General features: G+C 65.8%; 14 protein-coding genes. 5 read left to right on the top strand and 9 right to left on the bottom strand.

Features of this window, described 5'->3' with window-relative positions:
• The first annotated feature begins 60 nt into the window (after nucleotides 1-60).
• The 3 genes from BWR60_RS16415 to BWR60_RS16405 all read left to right on the top strand — a co-directional run bounded on the left by BWR60_RS16415 (nucleotide 61) and on the right by BWR60_RS16405 (nucleotide 5,608).
• Nucleotides 61-492 (top strand): helix-turn-helix domain-containing protein, encoded by a 432-nt coding sequence (locus BWR60_RS16415; RefSeq protein WP_088152093.1) that lies wholly within the window; start codon nucleotides 61-63, stop codon nucleotides 490-492.
• On the top strand, nucleotides 489-1,349 hold the full coding sequence (locus BWR60_RS16410; RefSeq protein ID WP_088152092.1) for an IS3 family transposase: 861 nt from the start codon (nucleotides 489-491) through the stop codon (nucleotides 1,347-1,349). Before BWR60_RS16415 ends, BWR60_RS16410 begins: the two co-directional genes overlap by 4 nt.
• 632 nt (nucleotides 1,350-1,981) lie before the next feature.
• Nucleotides 1,982-5,608, top strand: a complete 3,627-nt coding sequence (locus BWR60_RS16405; protein WP_088152091.1) for a hypothetical protein — start codon at nucleotides 1,982-1,984, stop codon at nucleotides 5,606-5,608.
• Between the two features lie 123 nt (nucleotides 5,609-5,731).
• Here the strand turns inward: BWR60_RS16405 and BWR60_RS16400 are convergent, their stop codons facing one another.
• Both BWR60_RS16400 and BWR60_RS36380 read right to left on the bottom strand, forming a co-directional pair.
• Nucleotides 5,732-6,805 carry a type I restriction endonuclease gene (locus tag BWR60_RS16400; protein WP_088152090.1) on the bottom strand — a complete coding sequence of 358 codons (1,074 nt, stop codon included), beginning with the start codon at nucleotides 6,803-6,805 and terminating at the stop codon, nucleotides 5,732-5,734.
• A 251-nt stretch (nucleotides 6,806-7,056) separates the two neighbouring features.
• Nucleotides 7,057-7,752 carry a hypothetical protein gene (locus tag BWR60_RS36380; protein WP_144445640.1) on the bottom strand — a complete coding sequence of 232 codons (696 nt, stop codon included), beginning with the start codon at nucleotides 7,750-7,752 and terminating at the stop codon, nucleotides 7,057-7,059.
• 173 nt (nucleotides 7,753-7,925) lie between these two features.
• Between BWR60_RS36380 and BWR60_RS16395 the strand changes: the two genes are divergently transcribed.
• On the top strand, nucleotides 7,926-8,942 hold the full coding sequence (locus tag BWR60_RS16395; protein WP_088152089.1) for a homoserine dehydrogenase: 1,017 nt from the start codon (nucleotides 7,926-7,928) through the stop codon (nucleotides 8,940-8,942).
• 13 nt (nucleotides 8,943-8,955) lie between these two features.
• Here BWR60_RS16395 and BWR60_RS16390 read toward each other — a convergent pair whose 3' ends face one another.
• From BWR60_RS16390 to BWR60_RS16365, 6 genes are all read right to left on the bottom strand, one after another.
• Nucleotides 8,956-9,717 (bottom strand): sulfite exporter TauE/SafE family protein, encoded by a 762-nt coding sequence (locus BWR60_RS16390; protein ID WP_088152088.1) that lies wholly within the window; start codon nucleotides 9,715-9,717, stop codon nucleotides 8,956-8,958.
• Nucleotides 9,718-9,799: 82 nt separating this feature from the next.
• Nucleotides 9,800-10,756 carry a branched-chain amino acid ABC transporter permease gene (locus BWR60_RS16385; protein ID WP_088152087.1) on the bottom strand — a complete coding sequence of 319 codons (957 nt, stop codon included), beginning with the start codon at nucleotides 10,754-10,756 and terminating at the stop codon, nucleotides 9,800-9,802.
• 1 nt (nucleotide 10,757) lies between these two features.
• The gene (locus BWR60_RS16380; RefSeq protein WP_034844959.1) at nucleotides 10,758-11,645 is read right to left on the bottom strand and encodes a branched-chain amino acid ABC transporter permease; all 888 of its coding nucleotides are present in this window, start codon (nucleotides 11,643-11,645) and stop codon (nucleotides 10,758-10,760) included.
• Between the two features lie 240 nt (nucleotides 11,646-11,885).
• Nucleotides 11,886-12,596: an ABC transporter ATP-binding protein gene (locus tag BWR60_RS16375; protein ID WP_088152086.1), complete on the bottom strand. Its 711-nt coding sequence runs from the start codon at nucleotides 12,594-12,596 to the stop codon at nucleotides 11,886-11,888.
• Entirely contained in the window at nucleotides 12,589-13,347 is a 759-nt protein-coding gene (locus BWR60_RS16370) for an ABC transporter ATP-binding protein (RefSeq protein ID WP_088152085.1), read from the bottom strand. Before BWR60_RS16370 ends, BWR60_RS16375 begins: the two co-directional genes overlap by 8 nt.
• 165 nt (nucleotides 13,348-13,512) lie before the next feature.
• Nucleotides 13,513-14,721, bottom strand: coding sequence for an ABC transporter substrate-binding protein (locus tag BWR60_RS16365; RefSeq protein ID WP_088152084.1), 1,209 nt, complete (start codon nucleotides 14,719-14,721; stop codon nucleotides 13,513-13,515).
• Between the two features lie 183 nt (nucleotides 14,722-14,904).
• Here BWR60_RS16365 and BWR60_RS16360 point away from each other — a divergent pair, with 183 nt between their 5' ends.
• Complete coding sequence (locus BWR60_RS16360) at nucleotides 14,905-15,504, top strand: hypothetical protein (RefSeq protein WP_088152083.1); 600 nt, start codon at nucleotides 14,905-14,907, stop codon at nucleotides 15,502-15,504.
• Here the strand turns inward: BWR60_RS16360 and BWR60_RS16355 are convergent.
• Nucleotides 15,470-16,081, bottom strand: a complete 612-nt coding sequence (locus BWR60_RS16355) for a helix-turn-helix domain-containing protein (RefSeq protein ID WP_218823532.1) — start codon at nucleotides 16,079-16,081, stop codon at nucleotides 15,470-15,472. The genes BWR60_RS16360 and BWR60_RS16355 overlap by 35 nt on opposite strands.
• Nucleotides 16,082-16,108: the final 27 nt, after the last annotated feature.

The raw sequence follows: 16,108 nt of genomic DNA, 5'->3' as shown, positions 1-16,108 counted from the left end.
TGGACTGCCCCCCTGGACTGAGACAGAAGAATTAGGGTGACATGGGCGATCGGAGGGTGAATGCCCGACAAGCCCAGGACGCGCACTCGTAGTTTTTCCTCCTCTTTGAAGCAGGCGGCGATGATCCGGCTTGAAGCCGGCGAGGCGCTGGCGGCGGTTGCCCGCGACCTCGGCATCAGCCGCAAGGTGCTCTATGGCTGGCGAGCGCTCTGGCGAGCGGAAGGGGCTGCCGGGTTGTGCCACAAGCGCGGCCCTAAGCCCGGCCTGCGGCAGCGCCGCCTGGCGGCCGCCCTCGCCCCGCCGCCCGAGCCCGCTCCGCCGGATCCGGCCGCGGCCCTTGCCAAGGCGCAGGCCCGCATCGGCGAACTCGAACGCATCATCGGCCGGCAACAGGCGGGCCTCGATTTTTTTCAACGGGCCTTGCAGGCCTTGGACGCGGACACGAGCCCGGAGCCGTCCGTGCCAAGCTCTACGCGGTCATCCAAGCGATGACCGGGAGCCGCACCCTGCAAGGCGCCCCTGCCGTCGATCAGCTGTGCCGTCTCGCCGGTCTGTCGCGCGCCGGCTATTACCGCTTCCTCGAGCGCAAGGCCCCGGCCAGAGCCGATGCCGACCTGCGCGACGCCATCCAGCATGTCGCCCTGGCGCACAAGCACTATGGCTACCGCCGCGTCGCCGCGGAGCTCAAACGCCAAGGCATCGCGGTCAACGCCAAGCGGGTGCTGCGCCTCATGCACGAGGACAACCTGCTGGTCCTGCGTAGCAAGGCCTTCCTGCCCCGGACCACCGACAGCGACCATGGCTTCCGCATCGCCCCCAACCGGATCCGATCGCTCGTCCCCACCGGGCTCGATCAGATCTGGGTGGCCGACATCACCTATGTCCGCCTGGCCGAGGCCTTCGTCTATCTCGCCGTCATCCTCGATGCCTTCTCCCGCCGCGTCATCGGCTGGGCGCTGGAAGATCACCTGCGCGCCGAGCTCGCTCTCGCCGCCCTCGACATGGCCCTGCACCTTCGCAGGCCGCCGCCCGACAGCCTGATCCATCATTCCGACCGAGGTGTTCAATATGCCTGCGGCGACTACACCAGGCGCCTCCACGACCATGCCATCCGCCTCAGCATGAGCGCCCCCGGCAACCCTTACGACAACGCCAAGGCCGAGAGCTTCTTCAAGACCCTCAAGACCGAGGAGGTCAACGCCAGCGCCTACTCGTCAATCAACGATGCCAGGCGCAATATCGCCACCTTCCTGGAGACAACCTACAACCGCCAAAGGCTCCATTCTGCCCTCGGCTACAAACCCCCAACCGAATTCGAAGCTGACCTCACCAACCCTTGGCCCCGCTGACCTCAACAGCCCCCTGTCACTTAAACTCCACTGTCTCACCCCAGGGGTGCAGTCCANCAACCTACAACCGCCAAAGGCTCCATTCTGCCCTCGGCTACAAACCCCCAACCGAATTCGAAGCTGACCTCACCAACCCTTGGCCCCGCTGACCTCAACAGCCCCCTGTCACTTAAACTCCACTGTCTCACCCCAGGGGTGCAGTCCACCTGACGCACGCGGATCGCCATGGTTCATCCAGACGGCAAGCATCGCGGCCCGATCGTCCGGCTCGCGGCCATGCGGCCAGGCCATTTGTCTGGCAATTATTCCCAAAAAATTTCACCTTCTTGCAAAAATTCTTGCCCGTTCTCCGGATTGCCCCTAGCCTCGCTGCACATTTGACCGACGGCTGAGCAATTGCTCGGGCGGCGGAGCTCAAACCGCGGAGGAGGACGCATGGCTCCCTGAGGTGTCACCCGGGTCAAGCCACATCCATCCAGACACAACCGAAGCGTTCGATACGGCGATCGAAACGTCGTCCGGGACCACCCGGATCAAGACCGGACAGCGGCCGCGCCGTCCTTTCAGAACCGCGGCGGGATCGCCTCCAGGCCGGACGTGCCGGATCGGACAGCCGCAAAAGGGGGAAAGCCATGGTCGTTTCAGCGACGAATGCCGTTTCGGGGGCTCCGGCAGGCAACCCGCCGCCTCTCCAGCTTCAGCAGAAGCAGAAAAGCGACCAGGCCGGCGGCCCGGCGGATGAGAAGGCGTTCCGCGGCAAGGCCGAGAGCAAGGGCTGGACGGTGGTGGAGGAGGTCGACGGCCTGCCCCCGGTGAGCAACCTGGATCCCAAGCGGGAAGATTCCACGACCATCACCTACCAGTACAAGGGCAAGACCTACGCGGTCTCGGAGCATCTGGCCCCGTTCAAGTATTCGGTGCTGGAGAACAAGCTGGCCGGCACCAGCATCAGCCAGACGGACAACAACATCGACATCAAGGTCGCCGAATCCGAGGCGACCGATTTCATGAACGCCAAGACCACCGAGGACGGAAAGACGGTGGGCGAGCTGTTCCATGACAAGATGAAGGACGGGTGGGGCGACCTGGACCTGAAGGACCCCCGCCGCCAGTACTACGAGCTGCTGCAGGCCAAGGCGGCGCTGATCGGCGGCTATGACTACCTGCCGTACCAGACCGAGAAGGACGCCTTTCCCTGGAAGGGCGACACCACCGCCTATCTGCCCAACTCCGTCATCATGGACCAGGCCAGCACCTACGGCCTGCTGAAGGAGGAGGAGATCTCCAAGAAGCTGGCCGAGCTGTCCAAGAACGACCAGGTCGTCGACGGCATCGACGGCTTCATGGCCGACGCCGTCGACAAGATCGAGGACAAGGAAGGCCTGGCCAACAAGATCTACAAGACCATGGGCAGCCAGGACTATTCGGAGATGCTGGAGTCCATGGAGGATGACGGGGCCAAGACCCGGTTCTCCAACGACCTGAAGTCCCTGGACTATCTGGACAAGCAGAAGGCCACGGAGATCCGGAACAAGATCCTCGACAAGGGGCTGATCGAGGAGGTCAGCGGCATCATCGAGGATGGCAAATACTCCGACGAGGGCCTGAAGACTGCGGTCAGCGACCAGGTGCAGCTGGGCCTGCAGGGCACATGGTCGGCCATCTTCAGCATCGGCTTCACCGACAAGGCGGTGCAGAGCTATCTGAAGGACGGCAAGGCCGACCTGCCCGACGACGTCAAGCGGGGCCTGGACAGCTACAAGGCGGCGGTCAAGATCGCCACCAACTCGATCCTCGATTCCTTCAAGGCCAACGGCCAGTTCGACATCAAGGATGTGTCCTCCCGCATCTCGGACGTGCTGAAGGGCAACAATCCGGACATCCCGACCGGGGCGCGCAACGGCGCGGCCGCCCTGCTGCAGGCCAGCATGAAGAACGGCGTCCTGCCGGCGATCGGCGGCGTCCTGGCCACCACGGCGGCGATCTACACGCTGAACAAGAACATGGGCGACACCCCGGAAGAGCGGATGGGGGCGGCGCGGCTGTTCATGATCAGCATCGCGACGTCGCCGGCGCTGGCCCTGGCGACGACGAAGACGCTGGAGACGATCTTCAACAAGCCCGGCATGGCGACCATGCTGGGCCTGGAGAACAACACCCAGCTGCGCGACGCCTTCCTCAAGCGCTTCCCGGACTCGAACCGGCCGGTCTCGGTCCCGGGCTCCTCCGTCGTCGAGCTGGACACGCTCGACGAGCTGCGCGGGGCGATCGGCGACGCCCCGCCCCGGCTGGACGAGCCCGACACCGTTCCGGGCTGGGCCGACGATGTCGAGCACTGGTTCGACGATATCGCCTCCGGCGAGGGCGACGGGGCCCGCTTCGTGCCGCTTCCGGACGATGCGGCCATGGACCTCGAGGACGCGATGGACGACCCGAACGACCGGGTCTCCAGCGTCCAGTCCGAACGGGGGTCCCAGTACACCAGCATCCTCGACAATCTCGACGACGCCGACCGGGCCAGCGTCATGGGGATGGTGGACGACCGGATCAGCAACATGGGCGTGGACCCGAGCGACCTGGATGCGCCCAGCAAGCTGCGGATCGTCGGCACCGTCCTGAACACCGTCGGCGGCGTCGCCGATTTCGCCGGCGGCATCCTGGACCTGGCCCTGGGGGCGATGTCGATCGACAAGCTCAGGGACAACCCGGACGCGCTGCCCAGCGAATATGCGGCCGCGACCATGCAGCTGCTGGGCGGGGTCAGCATCGCCGGGATGGCCGGGACCAGCCTGGCCAGCATGATCGCCGGGCCGGCGACGGCCTCGGCGCTCGGCATCGCCTCCGGCGTCCTGGGCGTCGCCGGCGTCGCCTTCGGCGCCATCGCCGCCATCGTCACCGGCGTCATCGCCAAGCAGAAGCAGGACCAGAAGGCCGAGGACGTCCGCGACGACTTCCGGAACTGGAGCACGCTGGGCGTCACCGAGGACAATTGGGGCGACAAGCTCAACTACACCATCCACTCCCGCTACGAGTACAACTACTACCACGGCTCCGATCGCTACTACGACCTCTATCCCGAGGATGTGCCGGTGTGGGTGGCGCGGCCCGAGCAGTACAAGGACTTCACCAAATACGTCGACGAGCACGGCAACATCTCGGACGACTGGTTCCGGGACTGGGACAAGGATCACGATTCGGGCATCGGCGAGGACCGGCCCGACCCGTCCGGCCTGCCGCGCTTCGGCGATGACGGCAAGCCCGGGAGCTTCGGCGACTTCAAGGAGGATGTCGACCGGGTGGATGTCGGCTCCATCGAGCTGGCGGAGGATGGCCGCATCATCTTCAAGAAGGACGGCGTCAAGCAGGTGATCGACCCGCTCGTCGGCGGCGAGGCCGACGACAAGGACCGGCAGAAGATCGTCGACTACCTGAAGGACCTGTATGAGATCTCCCATCCCGGCGGGAAGGCCGACCAGGACATCATCGACAGGATCACCCGGCTGCATGACGAGTCGGACCGCTATAACGAGATCGACGACCTCAAGCGCGCCCTCGACGAGTCCAGGCCTCCGCTGCTGGGCAAGGACGGGGAGGGCAGCGCCGGGACGTTCTCCGATTTCAAGGAGGATATCGATCGCGTGGATGTGGGATCGATCGAGCTCGACCCCACGGACAGCGGCAGCCTCACCTTCGTCAAGGACGGCAAGCGGTGGCAGCTGGACAAGGACGACCACGGCAGCCTGTCCGACAGCGATGCGAACGATATCTTCGATTACCTGAAGAACCTGCACATCATGGTCCACCCGGGCGGCGGCCTCGATCAGGACCTCGTGAAGAAGATCACCGATCTCCACAATCGATCGGACGACTTCAACGACCTCGACGCGCTGCGGGAGGAGCTGGGGCTGGATGCCGACCCGACCGGGCTGCCGGTCTTCGGCGATGGCGGGATTCCCGGCACCTTCGGCGACTTCCGGGAGGATGTCGACCGGGTGGATGTCGGGTCCATCAAGCTCTTGGATGACGGCCGCGTGATCTTCGTGAAGGACGGCGTGAAGCAGATCATCAACCCGTCCGCCGGCGATGATTCGGACCGCGGCACCCGTGAATCGATCATCCAGTACCTGAAGGGCCTGTACGAGCTGGCCCATCCCGACGGCAAGCTCAGCCAGGACCGGGTCGACAGGATGAACGACATCTTCGGGAAGACCGACAAATACAACGATCTCGACGCGATCAAGGAGTATGTCGAGGCATAGGGGCCGCCCTTTCCGGCGCCGCGCCGGCATGACGGTGCATCTTTAACGGGCTTCTGCCCCGTCTGGCGGGCGGGCGGGGCGGCTGCGCTTGCCTGCAAGCCGGTGCAGGAGGTCCGTCAGCGCTCAAGCCGGGCGCGGCGCGATGCTCGGATCCAATTCCCTGATGCGAGCCTCGATTTGATCTGTGTGCTGATAGATCTCCGTCAGGTCTGACAGCGGATGCCTGACCTCCTCCTTGCCCGTGAACAGGCCGAGATGCTTGATCGTAACCCCGTTGAAATGGAGGCGTGCGATGGTTTTGCGGTTGTTGTCGTCCAGCAGCACTGCGCAATAGGACTTCGCATCTCTGATCACGACGCGCTTGGGGCTGGTGATCCGGGAGACGATCGCCTGGATGATGTGGAAGCCCGAAATTTCTTCCGGGGTCGTGATGACGGCCTCTTCGGCCGAGCCCTCGTCGGAGACGCCTGGAATTTCGGGGGCTGCAGCATTGAGAGCGGAGGATAGCCGTTCGTTCACCAGATCGCGTATCAGGTTGGCAATCACCGCCGGCAGTATTTTGCCAAAGCCGTCTTTGATCGCCGGTGTAAGCCGTCCGCCATAGACGCGAGAGGCGAGGATGCGTACAAATTCCTCAGAAGGTTCGCTGAATTCATTTTCCAGCTCCTTTCTGAGTTGTGACTGCATCTTTAGGTTCGCAGCTTCTTGAATTATCTGTTCGATGTCAAAAGAAGATTTGCTGAATTTCTCAAGGATCTTTGGATCCGACGGCTTGATGGCCTCTATGGAGAGAATATAAAATGGTCTGTCGTCCATCTTGTTCGGACGGTCGATGTCAGAGTAGAACTGGTAGACGACGCCATTGGTTAAGATCGCCAGCCTTGCGTCGGTGACGCTGAAATACCGGAAGAGCTGACTTGCGTGATTGAGGCTCAGCTCTGCTGTGGACGGCTTGCACTCAACCAAGATGGAAATCTTGCCATCCTTGCAGATGGCGTAGTCGACCTTCTCCCCCTTCTTGGTTCCAACATCCGCGGTAAACTCCGGTATAACCTCTCCCGGGTTAAAGACGTCATACCCCAAAGCCTGAATAAAAGGCATCACGAGGGCGTTCTTGGCGGCTTCCTCCGTCAGAAGTATTTCTCGATGGGCGACGACTTTCTTTTGAAGATCGACGAGGCGGGTACTAAGATCCATCGTTTCCCCCTATTGGAAATTTTCTTTCTCTGGAAATATACCCTTAATACAGTCACCTAGTTTGGCGACGAGCCTAGTGAAGCGGTCTAAGTTATCGAACTCGACTCTATCAGGATCGACGATGATGGGATTGTCGGCTTTGTCAATAGCCGACTGCGATGATTCGCATCGGCAAGGTGGTCGCCGCGATGGGATGAGGGAGCGGGCGGCGAGCCATCCCACCCCGCGTCGTGCAGCGTCACCAGCTCCTGCTAGGAATCGGTCTTGCGCCTTTCTGTTTCTTTCCACTTCTCGTAGCGCTTCCGGAACGTTCTTAAAAATTCGATACTGTCAAAGACGAAATTGTCCTCCTCAGGGATTTCATCTCTGATCTGCGAGATTTCTTCTCCTGCCCGGACGCGGCGAATGATGTTCAGTCCGCGGATTCCGCGTTTCAGTTCGGATTCATCCCAATAATCCTGGTCGAGCGGATTGAGGAATGCCGATTCCCGCCTGCCGGCTCCCGCCTCAACCAATCGAGAAAAATGTTCGAATCGCCTGGCGGATGTTCGGATCCCCCATTCTATAACAGTAACTCTTACACAGAGATTGATGTCCAATAAGAGTTTCGCGAATCCCTTCCCAATTTCCTCACCGTAGTATCTTGACATATACAGGACGAAGACACGGCGGCAGTCTGGAATAGGATCATCTAAAAGCCGCATCACGGGGGTCTTCAGGTCTTCGACGTTCCCATCAATTTCGTCCAGATAGTATGCGCCGAGGATTCGGTCGCTGGATCGTTCTGACGTCAAAAGATCGATGAGAGGCCGTAAATCTTCTCCTCGTCCCCATCTCGTGAAGAGAAGCCGTTCGGCCTCGTATGCGAAATCGGCGTCGTCCTTCCCGAGAATCTGGATCTGCTTTACGAGCTCATCCGTCGGAAACGTCGATGGATCATGTTTCATGTCTCATGATTTCGCCTGTCAGGCGTGCAGTGGACATCGATGACTATCCGGCCCCTATACCACAATCCGCAATCGCGGTGACAGCCTGGATGGCCACGCCCTTTGGGGCTCGCCATGACGGGCCGGGACCTGGAAACTGCGGCTGCGATTCCGCGCCGAACCAAGGACCACCCATGCTGATCAACGCCGCCCTGATCGGGCTCGGCAGCGTCAACCGGAACCTGCTGACGATCCTGGCCACGAAGGCGGCCGTGCTGCGGCGCGACCACGGCATCGGCTTCCGCATCGTCCTGGTCGCCGACAGCCGGGGCGTCGCGGTCGACCCCGCCGGGTTCGATCCCGCCGGCCTCGTCGCCCACAAGGCGGCCGGCGGCTCGACCGCGGATCTGGCCGGTTTCCGCGGCGCCGTGCCGGTGGAGAGCCTGCTGGACGGGGTCGACCTGGTGTTCGAGGCGTCGCCGGTCGACCTGCGCACCGGCGGGCCGGGGCTGGCGCTGGCGCGGGCGGCGCTGGGGCGGGGCATCTCCGTCGTGCTGGCGAACAAGGGCCCGGTGGTCCTGGCCTTCCGCGAACTGCACGAGACCGCCGCGCGCAGCGGGGCGCGGCTGAAATACAGCGCCACGGTCTGCGGCGGGCTGCCGGTCCTCAACATCGGCCGGCGCGACATGATCGCAGGCGAGATCCGCACGCTGCGCGGCGTCTTCAACGCCACCACCAACTTCATCCTCGACCAGATGGCCACCGGCATCGCCTATGGCGACGCGCTGGCCGAGGCCCAGCGCCGCGGCATCGCCGAGGCCGACCCCTCGCTCGACGTCGAGGGCTGGGACACGGCCAACAAGCTGCTGATCATCGCCAACAGCCTGCTCGGCGCCGATATCGCGCTGGCCGATATCGCCGTCACCGGCATCGCCGGGGTGACGCAGGAAAGCCTGGCGGCCGAGGCGGCGCGCGGCAACGTCATCCGCCTGGTCGCCAGCGCCGAGGCCGGGCGCTACGCCGTGGCGCCGCTGGCCCTGCCCGCCGCCGACTTCCTGGCCCAGTGCCGGGGCTGGGAGATGGCGGTCGAGATGCACACCGACATCTACGGCATCAGCTATCACAAGCTGTGGGAGCGCGAGCCCACGCCCACCGCCGCGTCGATGCTGCGCGACGCGGTGCACATCTTCGCGGATCGGGGAACGCTCTGAGCGGCCGTGCGCCTCAGGCCAGATAGCCGGAGACGCCGTCCCACAGCAGCTTCAGCGCCGTCACCACCAGCAGGCCGTAGACGGCGCGGTAGGTCTGGAGCTGGTCCAGCCGGCCGTGCAGCCGCCAGCCCAGCCACACCCCGGCGGGGATGGCGGGCAGGCACAGCGCCATCAGGGTCCAGGCCTCGGCGGTGGGCTGCGCCAGCAGCAGCCAGGGCAGCGCCTTGGTGGCGTTGCCGACGGTGAAGAACAGGCTGGTCGTGCCGGCATACACCGCCTTGCCGAGGCCGAGCGGCAGCAGGTACATCGCCAGCGGCGGCCCGCCGGAATGCGCCACCATGGTGGTCATGCCCGAGGCCAGGCCGGCGGCGACGGCCTTCGGCGTCGAGCGCGGCCGGATCGTCACCTGGGCGCCGGCGACGAACCACAGGCCGACGAAGGCCAGCGTGACGGCCGCCATCACGATGGCGATGGCGCGGTGGTCGAGATGCGTGAACAGCAGATAGCCGAGGCCGATGCCGACCACGAGCCCCGGCAGCAGCGGCAGCAGGTCCGGCCGCGACCAGGTCGACGGCTTCCAGTAGCGCAGCGCGACCAGGTCGGTCGCCACGAACAGCGGCGCCAGCAGGCCGCCCGCCGTCACCGGGTCCATCACCAGCGACAGCAGCGGGATGCCGATGATGGCGAAGCCGCCGCCGAAGGCGCCGCGCAGCAGCGAGATCAGGAAAACGCCGGCGAAGGCGACCAGGATGGTGGCGGCGGTCAGGTCGAGCATGATGCCGCAGAGTGTCCCGGCGCCCCGGCCGGGGCCACCGGAACATTGCTCTCAGCGCAATACGGGACGGAGCGGGACGGGCCTATCCCTTGCGCCGCAGCCAATGGGCGACCTCGCCGACGATGCCGCGGCGGAACAGCAGCACCACGACGACGAAGATCGCGCCGGTCACCACCGTCACCGGCAAGGCGGATTCGGCCAGGTAGTTCTGCAGCGTCACCACCAGCCCGGCGCCGACCACCGGGCCGACCAGCGTGCCGATGCCGCCGAGCAGCGTCATCAGGATCACCTCGCCCGACATCTGCCACTGGATGTCGGTCAGCGAGGCCAGCTGGAACACCAGCGCCTTGGTGCCGCCGGCCAGGCCGGCCAGCGCCGCCGACATGACGAAGGCGGTCAGCTTGTAGGCGTCGACCCGGTAGCCCAGCGAGATGGCGCGCGGCTCGTTCTCGCGGATCGCCTTCAGGATCTGGCCGAAGGGCGAGTGGACGATGCGCCAGATGATGAAGAAGCCGAGGCCGAAGATCGCCAGCACGACATAGTAGAAGGTCAGCGAATCCGACAGGTCGAGCAGGCCGAACATGCGGTCCTGCGGCACCGACTGGATGCCGTCCTCGCCGCCGGTGAAGGGGGCTTGCAGCGCGACGAAGAACACCATCTGCGACAGCGCCAGGGTGATCATGGCGAAGTAGATGCCCTGGCGGCGGATGGCGAGGAAGCCCATCACCAGCCCCAGCGCCGCGGCGGCGGCGGTGCCGGCCAGGATCGCCAGCTCCGGCGGCCAGCCCCAGACCTTGGCGGCATGCGCCGTCACATAGGCGGCGCCGCCGAAGAAGGCGGCGTGGCCGAAGGACAGCAAGCCGACATAGCCGATCAGCAGGTTGAAGGCGCAGGCGAACAGGGCGAAGCACAAGAGCTTCATCAGGAAGACGGGGTACAGCAGGTAGGGCGCCCCCAGCGCGATCACCGCCACCGCCAGGGCGATGGCGAGCTTCGCGCCGGTCAGGCCGCCTTCGGCCTCGCGTTCGATCGCGGCCATCTCAGCGCTCCCGCCCGAACAGGCCGGCGGGGCGGACCAGCAGCACCACCGCCATGATGACGAAGACCACGATGTTCGAGGCCGGCGGGTAGAACACCTTGGTCAGCCCCTCGAAGATGCCGAGCGCGAAGCCGGTGACGATGGCGCCGAGGATCGACCCCATGCCGCCGATCACCACCACGGCGAAGACGACGATGATCAGGTTCGACCCCATCAGCGGGCTGACCTGGTAGACCGGCGCCGCCAGCACGCCGGCGAGGCCGGCCAGGCCGACGCCGAAGGCATAGGTCAGCGTGATCATCCGCGGCACGTTGATGCCGAAGGCCTGGACCAGGGTCGGGTTCTCGGTGGCGGCGCGCAGCGTGGCGCCCAGCGGCGTCTTCTCGATCACGAACCAGGTGGCGAAGCAGATCACGATCGAGGCCAGGACGACCCAGCCGCGATAGATCGGCAGCACCATGAAGCCGAGATTGACCGCGCCGGTCAGCATCGCCGGCGGGCTGTAGGGCTGACCCGAGGTGCCGTACCAGCTGCGGAACAGCCCCTCCAGGATCAGGGTGACGCCGAAGGTCAGCAGGAGGCCGTAGAGCGGGTCGAGCCGGTACAGCCGCGACAGGAACAGCTTCTCCAGGATCACGCCGGTGATGGCGACCGCGATCGGCGCCAGCACCAGCGCCGGCCAGTAGCCGATGCCGAGGAAGCTCAGCAGCATCCAGGAGGCGAAGGCCCCCAGCATGTACTGCGCGCCATGGGCGAAGTTGATGACGTTGAGCAGGCCGAAGATCACGGCCAGGCCCAGGCTCAGCAGGGCATAGAACGAGCCGTTGATCAGCCCCAGCAGCAGCTGGCCGAACAGCACCTGGGTCGGGATGCCGAGCAGCGGGATCATGGGGTGGCTCCTTGCTGTCCCTGCAAGTGCCTCCCGATTGAGTCCCCCCTCCCCTTGCGGGAGGGGGSTAGGGGGAGGGGGTTCGTACCGACAGAGCGGGCGGCCGGGTTGAATGCGCGGCGACGGATCTCAGGCAGAGGCAGGCCGGCGCCCGGCATCGGCAACCCTCTCCCCCTAGCCCCCTCCCGCGAGGGGAGGGGGGACAAGAAACGAGGCGCCGTCGGGGACCGCAATGCCATCTCAGACCCCCAGCGTCTCATGCAGCAGCTCCATCTTGCCGGCCATCTCCTCGCGCCGGATCTCGGCCACCACGCGGCCGTCCTCCATCACGTAGTGCCGGTCGGCCAGGGTGCTGGCGAAGCGGAAATTCTGCTCGACCAGCAGGATGGTCATGCCCTGTGCCTTCAGCGTGCGCAGCAGCTCGCCGATGCGCTGCACGATCACCGGCGCCAGCCCCTCGGTCGGCTCGTCCAGCAGCAGCAGCTTCACGCCGGTGCGCAGCACCCGGGCGATCGCCAGCATCTGCTGCTCGCCGCCCGACAGCTTGGTGCCCTGGCTACCGGCGCGCTCGGCCAGGTTGGGGAACAGGCGGTGGATCTCGGCCAGGCTCATGCCGCCCTCGGCCACCTTGGGCGGCAGCGTCAGGTTCTCCGCCACCGACAGCGAGGCGAAGATGCCCCGCTCCTCCGGCACATAGCCGATGCCGGCGCGGGCGATGCGGTGCGGCGGCGTCCGCAGCAGGTCGGCGCCGTTCATCCGGATCGTGCCCTGGCGCCGGCGCAGGATGCCCATGATGGCGCGCAGGGTCGAGGTCTTGCCGGCGCCGTTGCGGCCCAGCAGGGTCACGGTCTCGCCCGGGAACACGTCCAGGTCGACGCCGTGCAGCACATGGCTCTCGCCGTAGAAGCCCTGCAGGCCGCGGACATGGAGCAGGGGCGCCGGCTCACTCATGCTCGGACCCCATATAGGCCTCGCGCACCCGCGGGTCGGCCGAGACCTCGGCGTAGCTGCCCTCGGCCAGGATCTCGCCGCGCTGCAGCACCGTGACCCGGTGGCACAGATCGGCGACCACCGACAGGTTGTGCTCCACCATCAGCACCGTGCGGTCGGCCCCGACCTTGCGGATCAGCTCGGCGATGCGGCCGATCTCCTCATGCCCCATCCCGGCCATCGGCTCGTCCAGCAGCAGCATCGGCGGGTCGAGCGCCAGGGTGGTGGCGATCTCCAGCGCCCGCTTGCGGCCATAGGACAGGTCGACCGCGGCGGTGCGGGCGAATTCGGTCAGGTTGACCGCCTCGATCAGCTCGAGCGCCCGCTGGTCCAGCCGGCGCAGCACCGCGGCGGAGCGCCAGAACTGGCGCGACAGCCCCTCCGGCCGCTGCAGCGCCACGCGGACATTCTCCAGCACGGTCAGATGCGGGAACACGGCCGAGATCTGGAACGACCGCACCAGGCCGCGCCGCGCCACCTCGGCCGGCTTCAGCCGGGTGATGTCCTCGCCCTTGAAGGCGATGCGGCCGGAGGTCGGCTGGTGGAACTTGGTCAGCAGGTTGAAGACGGTGGTCTTGCCGGCGCCGTTCGGGCCGATCAAAGCGTGGATCGTGCCCTCGCGGACGCTGAGGTCAACGCCCTTGACCGCGAGGAAGCCGCGGAAGGCCTTGGTCAGGCCCTCCGCCACCAGGATCGGCTGGGAGTCCGGCATCACGCGCTCAGATACACGATGGTCATAGCCAATCCGTCATGGCGAGGCGCGAAGCGCCGTGGCCATCCAGGGCGGCTCGCACCGGCCCCTGGATGGCCACGCCCCTGCGGGGCTCGCCATGACGGTTTGAAGCGAAGGGATAGGGCGAGCATTCCGCCGTCCGTCTTACTTCTTCGCCGTCGCGGGGCAGCCGCTCTCCGTCGGGCTCAGATAGGCCTGGTCGCCCGGGATGGTCGCCAGCAGCTTGTAGTAGTCCCAGGGCTTGGTGCTCTCCGCCGGCGCCTTGACCTGGAACAGGTACATGTCGTGCACCATGCGGCCGTCGGCCTGGACCTTGCCGCCATGGGCGAAGACGTCGTCGACCGGCAGCTCCTTCAGCTTGGCCGCGACCTTGTCGCCGTCATCGGTGCCGGCGGCCTGCACCGCCTTCAGATACTGCAGCACCGAGGAGTATTCCGAGGCCTGGACCGAGTTCGGCATGCGCTTGGTGCGCTCGAAGAAGCGCTGGGCGAAGGCCCGGCTCTCGTCGTTGCGGTCCCAGTAGAAATCCTCGGTCAGCACCAGCCCCTGCGCCGCCTCGAGGCCCAGGCCGTGCACCTCGGCCAGGGTGAACAGCAGGCCGGCCAGCTTCTGGCCGCCGGCGACGATGCCGAACTCCGCCGCCTGCTTGATGGCGTTTGCGGTGTCCAGGCCGGCATTGGCCAGGCCGACCACCTTGGCGCCCGAGGCCTGGGCCTGCAGCAGGAAGGAGGAGAAGTCGGTGGTGTTCAGCGGGTGCCGCACGCTGCCCAGCACCTTGCCGCCCTTGGAGGTGACGAACTTGGTGGTCTGCTCCTCCAGCGAATAGCCGAAGGCGTAGTCGGCGGTCAGGAAGAACCAGCTGTCGCCGCCCTGGTCGACCAGCGCGCCGCCGGTGCCGACCGCCAGCGCATGGGTGTCGAAGGCCCAGTGGAAGCCGGTGGGCGAGCACGCCTTGCCGGTCAGGTCCGAGGTCACGGCGCCGGAGGTGATGGTGACCTTGTGCTTCTCGGCCGCCAGCGCCTGCACGGCGAGGGCGACGGAGGAGGTGGTGAGCTCGCTGATCATGTCGACACCGTCGACGTCGAACCACTGGCGGGCGATGTTCGAGCCGATGTCGGGCTTGTTCTGGTGGTCGGCGTTGACGATCTCGATCGGGGCGCCCAGCACCTTGCCGCCGAAATCCTCGACCGCCATCTTCGCGGCCTCGACCGACCATTTGCCGCCGTAATCGGCATAGACGCCGGACTGGTCGTTCAGCACGCCGATCTTGACGACGTTGCCCGAGACCTGGGCCGCGGCCGGCAGGGCGAAGCCCGCCACCAGCAGGCCGACAGCAACAGCGTTCCGGTTCATGATGCCTCCCCGAGGACGTTTCATTCGCAAGGATTTTAGGATTTTCGAAACCCTGCCTGAGTCGGGGCCGGCGGTGCAATCGCCTTTTCGCAGTGCGGGAGGAAATCGGCACAACGATTCAGGCCGAAGGCTGGTCCGGCGCTGGATATCGCCTAGATTTCACAGGTGGAAGGGAGGGATTTCATGCGCCACGCTCCGATCATCCTCGCCTTGACGGCATCGGCCTGGGCCGGCCCGGCGGCCGCTGCCGGGATCGCCAGCGCCTACACCGAGCTCGACCCCGGGCGCGACTGCGCCGTCGTCGCCGCGGCCGGCCCGGACGACGGCGACTGGCAGGACCTGGTCTGCGCCGGCTGGCGCGGCTTCCCGGTGCTGCTGTCGACCGCCGATCTGCGGAGTTCGGTGTTCTACGGCTTCCCGCCGGCGGGCGACCGGCCGTTCCAGACCTTCGCCGGCTTCAACGGGGTGGGCCCGCGGATCGAATGGCGGATCGACGGCGACACGCCCGTCGCCGCGATCCACCGCTGGACGGTCGACGGGGCGGACGGCCGGCGCACCGAGGTGCTGGTCGTATCCCGGGTCGCGCAGCTGGAGGACCGGCAGGGCTGCGTCGTCGGGCTGGTGACGGCCACCGGCCATCCCGACGCCAACGAGGCGGCGCGCAGGCTGGCCGACGAGCGGGCGCGGAACTTCGCCTGCGACACCGACGCGCCGGTGGAGGTCGGCCAGCCGCCGAGCTTCGGAAGCCCTAGGACGAGCGGTTCGCGGGCGGCGCCGAGATGATCAGATAGTATTCGGCTGGCCTGGATGTGCGGTTCTCGAACCAGTGTTCGATGTCCGCCTCGAAATACAGGCAATCACCCTCGTTCAGCACCGTCTCATTGTCCGGGGTGGCGACGACCACGTGACCCCGGGAGGCCACGATGTGCTTGCCGGTCCCCGACGGGTGCGGTGGCGAACGGCCGGTCGACGTGTTCGCCGGCAGATGGTGAAGAACGACTTCGACGGTCATGCCGGGCATGTTCGGGGAAAGCAGGGAGCGCTCGAAACCCGTTTCCGGATCCCGAAACACCTGACGCTGATCCTTCGTCACGAGTGCGAAGGCGCGACGCGTCGGCGCCTCGTCACCGACAAGGGACGAGAAGGAAGCGCCGAGAGCGTGCGCGATCTGCTTGGCGACGCCGATCGTCGGGCTCTTCTCTCCACGTTCGATCTTGGACAGCATTGCCCGGCTCACCCCGGACAGCTTGGAGAGGTGTTCAAGCGTGAGATCTGCCTGCTCGCGGATGGTTCGGACACGGTCGCCGAAAGCGCCGACGGCGTCGCGTGCTCCAGGCCGGGCTTGTCCAGAGTTCCTCAAGTGGCTGCGCTTTCCGCTCGCGTGCTT

It is taken from the genome of Inquilinus limosus (assembly GCF_002195995.1).
Taxonomy (GTDB): Bacteria; Pseudomonadota; Alphaproteobacteria; order DSM-16000; family Inquilinaceae; genus Inquilinus; species Inquilinus limosus_C.
The sequence above is the reverse complement of the archived record's forward strand: the minus strand, read 5'-3'. Positions and strand labels throughout refer to the sequence as shown.